Below are 12,168 nucleotides of genomic sequence, written 5' to 3' on the forward strand. Positions count from 1 at the left end.
AAATGTTAAAAGATGTTACAATTGGCCAGTATTATCCAACCGGGTCGGTGATCCACAAATTAGATCCGCGAACGAAGATACTGTTTACCACAGCATTTGTTGTGATGTTGTTTTTTTTGAATAACCTGTGGGGGTATCTTGCCACATTTGTCATACTGGCAACCATCACCCTGTTATCTAAAATCCCCGTGGGGTATATTATCCGGGGAATTAAAGGATTAGTCCTGATTATTATGCTGACGGTGGTTCTGAACCTGTTTATGACGCCGGGAACGGTCGTGGCAACGTTGGGGCCACTGACAGTTACATTGGAAGGATTAAAAGTGGCAACCTATATGGCGCTGCGCTTGATTTTCTTGGTGGTTGGTACCAGTATTATGACACTAACGACCTCGCCGATTGATTTAACTGACGGGATGGAGTGGTGTATGCGATATATTCCCTTCGTCCGACGATATGCGCATGAGTTAGCGATGATGATGTCGATAGCGCTGCGTTTTATCCCAACATTGATGGAAGAAACCGAGCGAATCATGAAAGCCCAAAAAGCCCGGGGGGCAAATTTTGAAACTGGAAATATTATTTCCCGGGCTAAGAATTTGATCCCAATTTTAATTCCCTTGTTTATATCTGCATTTCGAAGAGCGGATGAGCTGGCTACAGCCATGGAAGCACGCTGCTACCGGGGGGGCGAAAACCGAACCCGGATGAAGCAATTGGCTTTTGAATTCCGGGATGGTGCCAGCCTGGTATTGATGTTTGTAATGATCGTGGGGCTTTATCTGACCACCTGGATTCAAATACCGCTATTATTTCCGGTCTAAGAATTAATATCGAGTAATGAAAAATATCCAATTAATCATCTCTTATTGTGGTACCAGGTATTGTGGTTGGCAGATACAACCCAATGGCGTGACCATCCAGGAAGTAATTATCAATGCAATCCGAGAGTTGACGGGCGAAACGGTCAATCTGATTGGATCTGGTCGAACCGATGCGGGCGTTCATGCTTTGGGGCAAAGTGCCAATTTTCTTACCCGATCAACAATTCCGGCAGAGGCATTTTATCGGGCGTTGAACACCAGATTGCCGTCAGATATTCGCATTGTCGGCAGTCGAGAGCGAGCGCTTGACTTTCATAGCCGTTATCATGCCAAGGGGAAGAGTTATATCTATAAGATTTATGAGAGTCCGGTTGACAGTCCCTTTTACTCGGATCTGGCGTTTCATGTCAGCCGTACCCTGGACTGGCAGGAAATGAAGGAGGCCGCATCCTATTTTATCGGTGAGCATGATTTTTCCGCCTTTATGGCAAGTGGCAGTTCGATCAAAACAACGATCCGCACCATTGAAGAAATTTCATTTGATAAAAAGGGTGACCTTTATGAAATGACATTTCGGGGTAATGGCTTTCTCTACAATATGGTCCGGATTATGGTCGGAACCCTTTACGAAGTCGGCTATCAGCGGCGGAAACCCGAGGACATCGCTACAATCATTAAAAGTCTGGAGCGCAGTCAGGCTGGGATAACGGCTCCCGCCCAGGGGCTTTACTTAAAGGAAGTCTATTATTAAAAATAAAAACACACAACGGCATAAATTACTTGACACACCCGGAAAGATGCTATAGAATTAACGATGGACGTTAATGTATCACTAGCCCGGATACAATAAAAAACGATTTCTGATAACTCCCACTTGTCAGAAAGCCAATAGATAAAATAAAGAAATTATTAACTGAGGAGGACTTTTGAGATGAATGCGAACGCCACAAAAATGGCCAAATCTCATGAAATAGACCGTAAATGGTATGTGATTGATGCAGAGGGTAAGGTATTAGGACGACTGGCGACAGAAGTTGCAAATATTTTACGAGGAAAAAACAAACCAATCTTTTCACCACATATGGATTGTGGAGATTTTGTCATTATTATTAATGCCGATAAGGTTGTGTTAACCGGAAATAAACTGGATCAGAAATTATATAAAACATATTCTGGATATTGCGGTGGGTTAAAAGAAATGACCTATCGAAAATTCTTAGCTGAAAAACCAGAACTTTTGGTTTTCAAAGCAGTAAAGGGAATGATCCCACATAACAAATTGGGTGATAAAATTGCGACTAAACTTAAAGTTTATGCTGGCAATGAACATCCACATGCTGCACAATTGCCTGAAGTTTACGAATTTTAATGCTGAGAAGGAGGAAATAGAGAATGGCTAAAGTACAATATTTTGGAACTGGACGAAGAAAAACCTCGGTTGCCCGAGTTCGATTATTACCAGGGAGTGGAAAATTCACCATTAACGGACGTGATATTGATGAATTTTTCGGAATGGAAACCTTAAAGGTTATCGCTAGACAACCATTAACATTAACCGATACACTAAACACCTTTGACGTGATTGTCAATGTTCACGGTGGCGGTTTTACCGGACAGGCTGGTGCAATCCGCCATGGGATTGCCCGTGCTCTGCTTGAAGCAGACATCAACCTGCGACCAGCACTGAAACGTGCCGGTTACTTAACTCGAGACTCTCGTATGGTTGAACGAAAAAAATACGGTCTCAAAAAAGCGCGTCGTGCACCACAGTTTTCAAAACGTTAATATCAGACTTATTACAAGTCCTGCGACATTCAATGTTGCAGGACTTTTCAGTGTAACACTAGTTAATTAAGAAAGCAGGAATTTATGAATAACAAACAACCCATTATTAACATTGCAGTCATCGCCCATGTCGATGCCGGAAAATCTACCCTGGTAGATGCCCTTTTAGGACAAAGCAATGTTTTTAGAGAAAATCAGGAGGTCGTGGACTGCGTAATGGACAGTAATGACCTTGAACGCGAACGCGGAATCACCATTTACTCAAAAAACTGCTCCATTATGTATAAAGACATCAAAATCAATATTGTCGATACCCCCGGCCATGCCGACTTTTCTTCAGAGGTTGAACGAATCCTGAAAACTGTTGATACAGTTGTTTTGCTGGTCGACTCCAGTGAAGGTCCGATGCCGCAAACCCGTTTTGTTCTGAATAAGTCGCTGGAGAAGGGGCTTAATCCAATTCTTTTCATTAATAAAATCGATAAAAAAGATCAACGGGCGGAAGAAGTCGTTGATATGGTTTTCGATTTGTTTGTGGAACTCAAAGCCAATGACAAACAGTTGGATTTCCCGGTACTTTATGGGATTGCCAAAGAAGGAATCGCCATTCGTGATATGGATGACGAAGGGGTGAACCTGGAGCCGCTTTTTGAGACCATTGTGGAGCATGTCGGCCTTCAGGATGATCTGAGCCTGGAACCACTACAGATGCAGGTTTCTTCCCTGGCATATGATGATTACATTGGCCGCTTGGGGATTGGTAAGATCTATTCTGGCACGATTCATGCAGGCGAGCAAATTGAAATATGCAAAACCGATGGATCCTTTAAAAAAGAGAAAATCAACCAGGTCTTTGTGTATCGCGGTTTATCCCGGGTCGAGGTCAAAGAAGCCAAGGCTGGCGATATTGTGGTTGTTTCAGGAATACCTGATATCTCTATTGGGGAAACCATCGGTGAAATCAACCAGGTACAACCGATGGAACTGATTGAAATTGAACAGCCAACTTTATCAATGAACTTCCTGGTCAATAAGTCGCCGTTTGCTGGTGACTCTGGAAAATTTGTAACGACCCGACACATTCGGGCTCGATTGGAAAAAGAACTGGAAGTTAATGTGGGTCTACTCGTTGAAGAACTGGAAGATACCACCGATGGTTTCAAGGTTTCCGGACGGGGCGAGCTTCATTTATCGATTCTTTTGGAAAACATGCGTCGTGAAGGTTACGAAGTGGCTGTATCCAAACCCGAAGTAATTATGCACCGGGATGAAAATGGTAAGTTGCTGGAGCCGGTTGAATTGGTCATTATTTCAGTACCGGAAAAATATTCGGGTGCCGTTATTTCAAAGCTAAATATCCGTAAAGGTCGGATGGAGAGTATGTATACCGATGAAGCCTGGACAAGAATGGAATTCTTTGTGCCGACTCGGGGCTTGTTGGGCTATCAGAGTGAGTTTATCAATGATACCCATGGAGAAGGAACCATGGTTCGGCGTTTTGCTGCCTTTGAAGATCACAAAGGGGATATTCCGCAGCGTCTTAATGGGGTACTGATTTCTCAGTTCAGTGGCGAAACCATGGCCTACTCGCTGTTTAACCTCAGCGATCGGGGTGAGATGCTGGTTGGTCCTGGAACCAAGGTTTACGAAGGGATGATCATCGGGATCAATAACCGAAGTGATGACATGACGGTTAATCCGACAAAGAACAAAAAGATGACCAATGTCCGATCGTCTGGTACTGATGAGGCGTTAAAACTGATTGAGCCTCGCATCATGACACTGGAGCAGGCACTGGAATTTATCAATGATGATGAATTAGTGGAACTGACCCCCACCGATATCCGGATTCGTAAGAAAATTCTCGGGGAGCTGGAACGAAAACGTAGCGCCCGCTAAAAATTTTGGAACGCCGGACTGGCGTTCCTTTTTAAATGACAGAGAAAAATGAAATATCAGCACCGGTGCATGAAATAACGATTGACCGTTAAACTTTCAGTGTGATATTATATATACGGTATAAGGTTTTACCGAACAAATAACCAAACGGATAATGGCTTTACAGCTGTTGTCTGAACTTAAGCGGAGGTAATACGATTTGATTAATATTGATAAACAAGAAGCTGAAGATGGTAAAATCATGGCAGTTTTTGCCTATATTATCTTTCTCATTCCATTGTTTGCCGCCGGAGACAATCAATTTGCCCGCTATCATACCAATCAGGGTTTGGTGTTATTTCTGGCATGGCTGGTTTTCACCGTAGTCGGAATCATTATCGGTGTTGTTCCCGTCATTGGTTGGATTCTTTCAACCATCCTTTTTAGTGCCGTGCCCCTGGCGTTTGTTGGTTTTGCCATTTATGGAATCATCAATGTGATTCAGCTGGAGGCCAAACCGTTGCCATTAATTGGCGGAATTACCCTGATTAAGTCCTATTAAGTCGTTCTTCATACATCATAATAAATTTGTAAAAAGCATTGCTTTACCAGGCGATGCTTTTTACTTTCAAAATAGTAGTAGCAAAACGTATTAGAAAATAACCCGAATATAAAGGCGGTGAATCTGTGGAAAACAACAATGAGCGTAATAATGAAAATCACGATATGAGCGATAAAAATTTTCGGAATTATTTCTTTCTGATTACTTTTGGAATCTGCTTACTGGTAGCCTTGCTGAACATCAGATATCTGGTCAGCTATTTAGGGCTATTTATGAATATCATCACACCAGTGCTGATTGCGCTGGGTATTGCGTTTGTCTTAAACATCCCAATGACCTTTATCGAAGGACATTTTCTTGGTTTTATGAATCGCATAAAAAATAAAAAGAATCGTGATCTGAATAAGGGCAAACGAATGATTGCAATAACCCTGACATTCTTATTTGTGATTGGTATTCTGGCCGGTTTGATTACCTTTGTTATTCCCCAGGTGAGCGAAAGCATCGATACATTAATGGTCAAATTACCAGGGTATGTGGATTCATTTAATACGCTGGTAGATGATGCGCTGGCATTCTTTAATTTACCGGATACACTGTGGAATGACATTGCCATTGAATGGGATTCTTTGATGGAACAGTTTGGTAGCCTTTTGCTTAATTCCGTACCGGAAATATTCAATGCGACGAAAAACTTCACGGTTGGTTTTTTTAATGCGATTATGGGAATCGTCATTTCCATTTATCTGCTGGCTGATAAAGAAAACTTGTTGGCCGTCAAAGATAAACTGATTTATGCTTATATCCGAAAAGACCGGGCTGATTTTATCCAGGACGTCAGCATTACCGCTAATCAAGTGTTTCACGGATTTATTGCCGGGCAAATAACGGAAGCCTTTATTCTGGGAACCCTCTGTACCGTTGGATTAGCTATTTTGCAGATCCCGTATGCGTTACTGATTGGAGTATTGGTTGGCATGACTAGCGTGATCCCAGTGTTTGGTGCTTTTTTGGGAGCCGTACCCAGTGGCTTTATTTTACTGGTGGTCAACCCGATCTATTGTCTGATCTTTGTGATTTATATTATTGCCCTACAACAGGTGGAAAGCAATGTGATCTATCCCCGGGTTGTGGGAGGCTCCATTGGTTTATCCGGTTTATGGGTACTGGTTGGAATGATTATCGGTGGCAGTCTGTTTGGTTTCCTGGGAATTATTTTGGGGATTCCTTCATTTGCGGTATTTTATGCGGTATTTAGAAAAATTACCAATGAGCGGATCGAAAAAATGAAGCTTGGGCAGCAAGAGTCTGACTAAATCAAATGATGAATTAACAAGCGTCCGGAAGTGGATCCAGTTGGGTCAGTCACTTCGTGGACGCTTTTTCAGTTATTTTTTTGTAGTTCGTGTCTTTTCCAGTTGTTGTTTGGCTTTGGAAGCGATCTGGGTTAAAGTGACCGTGAAATTCTGAAAACCGGCATAAAAAGGATGCCGCATATCCAGGTTGCGAATCTCGCCATGCTGATCCAGCAGGCGATTGGGAGGATGATTGTTGTGGGGGAGTTTGGATTCATTACCGACCACAATCCTTTTTCCAGCGATGCTGTTAAGCAGGATATTAACCACATCCCAGGCCGATTCATAGGCAATGATTTTATCCTGATTGGCGATAATTTCGGTGGCATATTTACGGATGAATTCAGCCGAAAAACCCTGACTGTTAAAGGTCACACAGCGACTAATCTTTCTGCCTGCAACAACGGTAATATACTGACCATTGTTGCCGCCTTTGGAATGGCCGGTTAAGGTATAATGTTCCATATCAAAGGCCGCATCAACAGCACGATAGAATTCCAGGGCTTTTAGTTGTTGTGGGGTATCGGTCACAAAGCCGCCTTGAATATTGTCAATCCAGCCGATGCCGGTGGTGCCCCGAAAAGCGATGATGCCGGAGTGTGGAATAACATCAGAAAAACAATAAGCGACGAGTCCGTTTTCGGGCTGGTTTGTGTAGGCGAGTACCTTCAGGGCAGTGAGGTGCGGATTAGCCATCATCAGATGAAGGGATTGATCCCATTCAGCGGCCGACATGGCGCAATCGCCCTGAAGATTATTGACATTTTGCAAGAGTGCCGCAACCATTTCGCCCACCGAATAATCAGGTAATCGGGATGGTTCAACCGGTAGGTTCAGGGCAGCCAGTTGGCTGATCAAATTCAGTTCACTATGATACAACATGCTCTTACCTCCTTTGGTAAGAAATTAAAACTGCTATGCTAAACTAGTTTGCATCAATTTTTGTATGTTTGGCTTTGTTTTTCTCCATAAAGGCTTTATAGATTTCCAATGACGTTTGATGGTTTAGATGGGACATCTTGGGAAAAGCATTCATAATTCGGCGATGTGAATACCGATTGATGACTTTGTTTTCGCTGATGCGATTGGTTAGCGAGACGATCAGATGGTGGGCTGAATCCTTGGCTTCGGTCAAGGTTCCGTCTTTGAGATCCCGAACTTTGGCAGTCACTTCGTGAGCGGTGGTGATCCCTTTCTCTTTTAAATGATCTTTAAGTTCAGTGGTCGCTTCGTAAACACTGCCCAGTTTTTTGTTGAAGGAAACGGTTTCCCGGGTCGATTCCACCAGATCACTGACAAAGAAGACGGCTGCAATGGTGGCAATAACCTGAATCCAGAAAGCGGAGAAACTGTTAACTAGATCATTGACAATGGGATGAACCACGTACATTAAAATCACACACAACAGACCAAAAAGAAATGAATTGAGCAGACAGACGCGTCCATTGATGTTGAATTTATGGTCGGAGTAGTCCCACCATTTGGCATGAAAGAGTTTTTCCATTCCCCAACTGGTGACATATTCCAATGTACTGGTGAGAATAATGCCAATGAAAAAAACCAGAATCGGATCACTGACATAGGGCATCAGAAACATGATGATAATCAGTGCGCCAACTCCATAAATCGGACAATAGGGACCATTTAGAAAGCCCCGGTTAATAAATTTTTTTTCCGGGATGGAGCAGTACACGACTTCACACATCCAACCGATGATGGCATAAAGAAAAAAATAAACAAATAGCAGACTCAGATTATAATACATAAATGATTCCTCTCAAATTTTAGCTTTGAATCATTTTAACACATCAGTATGCGGTCATAAAGAAAAATCGTGAATAAAACGCCTTTTGACTCCTGTACTGCAAATATTTATCCAAGATGGGTGGATATGTTTTTGTTTTTTTAAAATGGATCGTTTATAATGGTTGATATACCCCAAATAATGACAAAGCAACCAAAAATCAATCAAACAGGGAGCATAAATGAAAAACAATAAAATTGAGATAACAAGAAGTGAACAACTCATCGACATTACCCCAGCGATTCGGGAATTTGTTGACCAGTCCCGATTAAACGATGGCTTTGTACAGATTCAGGTTCCCGAGCGAACCGCAGCAGTGATGATTTCCATTAATGATGACTGGCGGCTTGAACGGGAATTTTTTGATAAGTTGAACCATCTGATGCCTAAGTATGACGGCATGAAGTTTACCGGTTGGACAACCGCCTGTGTTAAGGCTACGATTTTTGGACCGTCGCTGCAGGTGATGGTTAACAGCGGAACGTTGATGCTGGATAAAAATCAGAGTATTTATTTTGTTGAATTCCAGGGGCCCGGTGAACGTCAGTATTTTATCAGCAGTTTTGGCACAACCCTGGCAGAACATGAGGAAGCGTCAATGCCGGAAGAACTGGCTTTAATTTTTGAGAAGCGTCAAGCTTATGAAGCAGAACAGCAACAGATTGCTGAAGAAATGCGCAACGAATGGCGTCTACGGGAAGCGAATCGGTTGAAACAGGAAGCCGAAAGCAGAGAAACAGTCGTCGCAGAAAACGATACCGATGGCGATTGATAAAAACACTTACCACAATGAGCAAGAATCGAGAAAGGCAGTAACAATGAGCTGGGAATTAACAGGATCGGATCAAATGATCAAAATGATGGAACTCGCAGACTTTAAAAGTACGGAAATGCTTGTTCCAGTTGAAATGATTGGTTTTTTTGGCAATGTCGGAGACCGATTGGCAATTATTTATCAGAATCGGGAATACCCGGCATACCTGGAAGCTGAAGGCGGAGATACCATACTGAAATGGAGTAAGGTACTGATTCGCAAACTGGGTGAAACCTTTCCGGACTACGAGTCCTGGTTCCAGGGCGAGCAGCCGGATGTTTTTATACCAAGAATGGAACTGACAAAAAGCAACGATGCGTTTAGTCTGCGTTTAATAACTGGCGATGCGGTGACAGCTTCTGATGCGGTCAAAGCGAGTGATGCGACCCAAAAGACCATCCCGGCAGGAGTAGGACTTCGGGAGTTGCTGTTAAAATGGATAGCCGGTTACCCCAACTATTATCCCCGGGATTTTCGTTTTTCCTTTAAGGATATCATCAACGAAGAAATTCCCAAGGTGATTGAAAGCCTTGAAGCGATCCAATCTGGTCATTATCAGGTTCGGGGCTTTGCCGGTGACACCCAGTGGGCGGAAATTCCCTGGGTTAAAGTGGTTGAAAAAAAAGATCAGCGGCTGGATCATGAGGATCTGTATCTGGCGTATATACTGGCGAAGGACAGTGGCAAACTCTATCTGGCGATTGTCTATGGTAAAGAAGGTTTGGGAATCCGAAGTCTTTCGGAGCAAGCCGCCAAATACCGGGAAAAGATTGAGACGGAAAATTTTAAAACCAGTCATCAGGAGGTTTTATTGGCCAGTGCCAGCCTGGTATCCGGGATTGTCTGTTATCGGGAATATAGCGAAACGGATATGCCTGAAGATGGGGTACTGGCAACAGAATTTGAAGCGTTCAGAAAAATGTATGAACAGTGTTTGATTAAGGATCGGGATGCGGATAAAACCTTAGTCAGTAATGAAACGATTGAAAAAATCAGCACCGAAACAGATTGTGGAGAGACCATTGAAACAGTGAGCGCCAGTCCGATAATGGAAGTAGAAGCGGATCCGAAAACGTTGGTGGAAGCGCCAAAGACAGTGGCAGAACCGCAACTAACCAAAACTGCCGCAGTGGTTGCAAAAGACCTGGATGCGAATCGTTCGGATGAAGTGATCGATAGCGACGACAGCTTGCTTTGTAACGCAGAGGATAACAGAGAACCACAGCCTGTCTTTCCTTCGCCCCCCCCGGACAAAGCAATGGAGACGGAAACGGTGGTGCCCTGCGAAAGCCGAAATCCAGCAGAAACCCCTTTTGATCAGGAAGCAGAGAGCGCCCAAAATGGTCAAATAATCAGCGGCAAAACCCAGAAAATTTGTGAGAAAGCCGAATTGGAGGCGGATCACGCGATCGCTTCGGATGCCAATAAAGCTACTCCAGTTGAAACGTTGACCCGGCCATTGGTCCGTTATCCGGCCCAAAATGATGAGCTCACTCCGGCGCTCCGGATGGTTCAGGCAAAAATGGGAAATAGAGGCTATTACTATCCGGCTGAATTAATTAAGCGTTACTATCTGTCGATTAAGTCAAAACCCTTTGTGATGATTAAAGGCCGGGTGGGTAGTGGCAAAACAAGCTTTCCCCGACTTTTTGCCGAGGCAATTGGCGCTACTTCAGAAAACAGTCGCTTTAAACGGCTATTGGTGGGGAAGAATTGGGATGATGATACGCACCTTTTTGGTCGTCTGGACAGCCGTGGTCACTTTATTCCTGGTCCGATTATGCTGATGTTAAAGGCCGCCAAAGAATACCCGGACAAACCCCATTTTTTTCTGCTTGATGAAATGGATCGGTCGCCGACAGCAGAGTATCTACGGCTGCTGTTGGAAGGGATCAATGGCAGCCAGGAGCCTTTTTTAAAACGGGAAGATTTTGGTTCTGATATTACGGCGTACCGGGAATACGGCAGTTTGAATTTTCCAGATAATCTTTATTTTATCGCCACCATCAATGAAGGCTTGGGTTATTTTCCGGTCCCAGACCGGGTTATTGACAGCGGCAATGTGATTGAGATGCCAGTCGTCGGAATTGGGGTTTTCCCGGATTATGGCAGTCCTGTCGGTGACAGCGACTGGGAGAACAGCGCTTTTAAAATCCATAGCCAGGCCAAGGGCTTGCCGGAAATTCTGGAGCGACTGATGAATTTACTAAAAGATCTCCAAACGCTGTTAATTGGGCATGACTGCCCGATGGGATATCGCGGCAAAAATGAAATCCTGGCTTTTGGAATTAACAGTGGAGCCGAGGGTTTGTTCACAGAAGAGGAGATCATTGACTTGGCCATTGTCCAACGGATTCTACCAGCACTGGCGCTTGATCCTAAAGCTGATCATGTCGTCTATCAGGAATTAGCCTGCTTTTTACTGGACGACGGGCTACGGGAAAAATGCCTGAATCTACCACTCGATCGTTTTATTGGCCACTATGAAGTGCTACTTAAAGACCAAGTCATTCCCTGCCCCAGAAGTGGTCAGGCGGTGGTAAAGTTACTAAAAACCAAATAGGGTCAACAAAAAAAGCCAATTAACAAAGTCTTTGTCCGGCATTTCTGTGGTCAGTATGGTCTGACTGGGGGACAAAAGATTAGTTAATTGGCTTGACTTATGAGCGGAAGGATAGTTAGCCAGCTTCCTGCTCAGCTACCTTATCTTCTAAGAAACTGATCAGTTCTTTGATCAGTTCCTGACGACGGAGGATGCCGATAAAAATACCCTGGTCATCGACTAGGGGAATAAAGTTCTGTTTGACTGCCAGCTCCACCAGATGTTCGTAGCTTTCATTGATTCGGGCCACTTCCAGATTAATTTTAAAATCAATATCTTTGATTTCAAAAGACTCCAAATCAATTTCCGGATGGGTGAGACTCAGTGACAGTACCCGGAGCAGATCACCCTCACTGATGGTTCCGACATACTGTCCTTTCTTGTTAATAACCGGTAAGGCGGTGTAATTGGTAATGACAAACATATTATAAGCTTGATTAAATGAATCAGTGTTGGTTAAAAAGACGGTTTCGCTTTTGGGCAATAAATAAAACAGATGGTTTTTCATGAAAATGATCTCCTTATTCTTAAAAAAGATGGGAAG

12 protein-coding genes are annotated in these 12,168 nt (G+C 43.5%); 9 read left to right on the forward strand and 3 right to left on the reverse strand.

The features are described from left to right. Positions 1–2: 2 nt before the first annotated feature. The 7 genes from CHL1_RS03380 (at position 3) to CHL1_RS03410 (ending at position 6,365) form a co-directional block, all read left to right on the forward strand. Positions 3–824, forward strand: a complete 822-nt coding sequence (locus tag CHL1_RS03380; RefSeq protein ID WP_070369957.1) for an energy-coupling factor transporter transmembrane component T family protein — start codon at positions 3–5, stop codon at positions 822–824. A gap of 16 nt (positions 825–840) precedes the next feature. Next, positions 841–1,575 carry a tRNA pseudouridine(38-40) synthase TruA gene (truA, locus tag CHL1_RS03385; protein ID WP_070369958.1) on the forward strand — a complete coding sequence of 245 codons (735 nt, stop codon included), beginning with the start codon at positions 841–843 and terminating at the stop codon, positions 1,573–1,575. Positions 1,576–1,755: 180 nt separating this feature from the next. Further along, positions 1,756–2,193 (forward strand): 50S ribosomal protein L13, encoded by a 438-nt coding sequence (gene rplM / locus CHL1_RS03390; protein WP_070369959.1) that lies wholly within the window; start codon positions 1,756–1,758, stop codon positions 2,191–2,193. A 23-nt stretch (positions 2,194–2,216) separates the two neighbouring features. Next, on the forward strand, positions 2,217–2,609 hold the full coding sequence (rpsI, locus tag CHL1_RS03395) for a 30S ribosomal protein S9 (RefSeq protein WP_070369960.1): 393 nt from the start codon (positions 2,217–2,219) through the stop codon (positions 2,607–2,609). Between the two features lie 84 nt (positions 2,610–2,693). Continuing rightward, on the forward strand, positions 2,694–4,508 hold the full coding sequence (typA, locus tag CHL1_RS03400) for a translational GTPase TypA (RefSeq protein ID WP_070369961.1): 1,815 nt from the start codon (positions 2,694–2,696) through the stop codon (positions 4,506–4,508). Between the two features lie 199 nt (positions 4,509–4,707). Then, a complete protein-coding gene (locus CHL1_RS03405) occupies positions 4,708–5,049 on the forward strand; it encodes a hypothetical protein (protein ID WP_070369962.1) in 342 nt (113 codons plus the stop codon). A gap of 125 nt (positions 5,050–5,174) precedes the next feature. Beyond that, complete coding sequence (locus CHL1_RS03410; RefSeq protein WP_228881349.1) at positions 5,175–6,365, forward strand: AI-2E family transporter; 1,191 nt, start codon at positions 5,175–5,177, stop codon at positions 6,363–6,365. A gap of 72 nt (positions 6,366–6,437) precedes the next feature. Here CHL1_RS03410 and CHL1_RS03415 read toward each other — a convergent pair whose 3' ends face one another. Continuing rightward, positions 6,438–7,286 carry a Tle-like phospholipase domain-containing protein gene (locus CHL1_RS03415; protein WP_070369963.1) on the reverse strand — a complete coding sequence of 283 codons (849 nt, stop codon included), beginning with the start codon at positions 7,284–7,286 and terminating at the stop codon, positions 6,438–6,440. 43 nt (positions 7,287–7,329) lie between these two features. Next, entirely contained in the window at positions 7,330–8,169 is an 840-nt protein-coding gene (locus CHL1_RS03420; RefSeq protein ID WP_070369964.1) for a putative ABC transporter permease, read from the reverse strand. 220 nt (positions 8,170–8,389) lie between these two features. Here CHL1_RS03420 and CHL1_RS03425 point away from each other — a divergent pair, with 220 nt between their 5' ends. Both CHL1_RS03425 and CHL1_RS03430 read left to right on the forward strand, forming a co-directional pair. Next, a complete protein-coding gene (locus CHL1_RS03425; protein ID WP_070369965.1) occupies positions 8,390–8,980 on the forward strand; it encodes a secondary thiamine-phosphate synthase enzyme YjbQ in 591 nt (196 codons plus the stop codon). 46 nt (positions 8,981–9,026) lie between these two features. Continuing rightward, positions 9,027–11,585, forward strand: a complete 2,559-nt coding sequence (locus CHL1_RS03430; protein WP_250934622.1) for an MrcB family domain-containing protein — start codon at positions 9,027–9,029, stop codon at positions 11,583–11,585. Between the two features lie 115 nt (positions 11,586–11,700). Here CHL1_RS03430 and CHL1_RS03435 read toward each other — a convergent pair whose 3' ends face one another. Further along, positions 11,701–12,132 (reverse strand): CBS domain-containing protein, encoded by a 432-nt coding sequence (locus CHL1_RS03435; RefSeq protein ID WP_070369967.1) that lies wholly within the window; start codon positions 12,130–12,132, stop codon positions 11,701–11,703. Positions 12,133–12,168: the final 36 nt, after the last annotated feature.

The organism is Acetobacterium wieringae, from assembly GCF_023700225.1.
GTDB classification, from domain to species: Bacteria; Bacillota; Clostridia; order Eubacteriales; family Eubacteriaceae; genus Acetobacterium; species Acetobacterium wieringae.

What these genes read in the sequence shown, in the direction of transcription:
- rplM (WP_070369959.1), top strand. Translation starts at nt 1,756, where the DNA reads ATGAATGCGAACGCCACAAAAATGGCCAAATCTCATGAAATAGACCGT.
- CHL1_RS03425 (WP_070369965.1), top strand. Translation starts at nt 8,390, where the DNA reads ATGAAAAACAATAAAATTGAGATAACAAGAAGTGAACAACTCATCGAC.
- CHL1_RS03435 (WP_070369967.1), bottom strand. Translation starts at nt 12,132, where the DNA reads ATGAAAAACCATCTGTTTTATTTATTGCCCAAAAGCGAAACCGTCTTT.
- CHL1_RS03380 (WP_070369957.1), top strand. Translation starts at nt 3, where the DNA reads ATGTTAAAAGATGTTACAATTGGCCAGTATTATCCAACCGGGTCGGTG.
- CHL1_RS03420 (WP_070369964.1), bottom strand. Translation starts at nt 8,169, where the DNA reads ATGTATTATAATCTGAGTCTGCTATTTGTTTATTTTTTTCTTTATGCC.
- rpsI (WP_070369960.1), top strand. Translation starts at nt 2,217, where the DNA reads ATGGCTAAAGTACAATATTTTGGAACTGGACGAAGAAAAACCTCGGTT.
- typA (WP_070369961.1), top strand. Translation starts at nt 2,694, where the DNA reads ATGAATAACAAACAACCCATTATTAACATTGCAGTCATCGCCCATGTC.
- truA (WP_070369958.1), top strand. Translation starts at nt 841, where the DNA reads ATGAAAAATATCCAATTAATCATCTCTTATTGTGGTACCAGGTATTGT.
- CHL1_RS03415 (WP_070369963.1), bottom strand. Translation starts at nt 7,286, where the DNA reads ATGTTGTATCATAGTGAACTGAATTTGATCAGCCAACTGGCTGCCCTG.
- CHL1_RS03430 (WP_250934622.1), top strand. Translation starts at nt 9,027, where the DNA reads ATGAGCTGGGAATTAACAGGATCGGATCAAATGATCAAAATGATGGAA.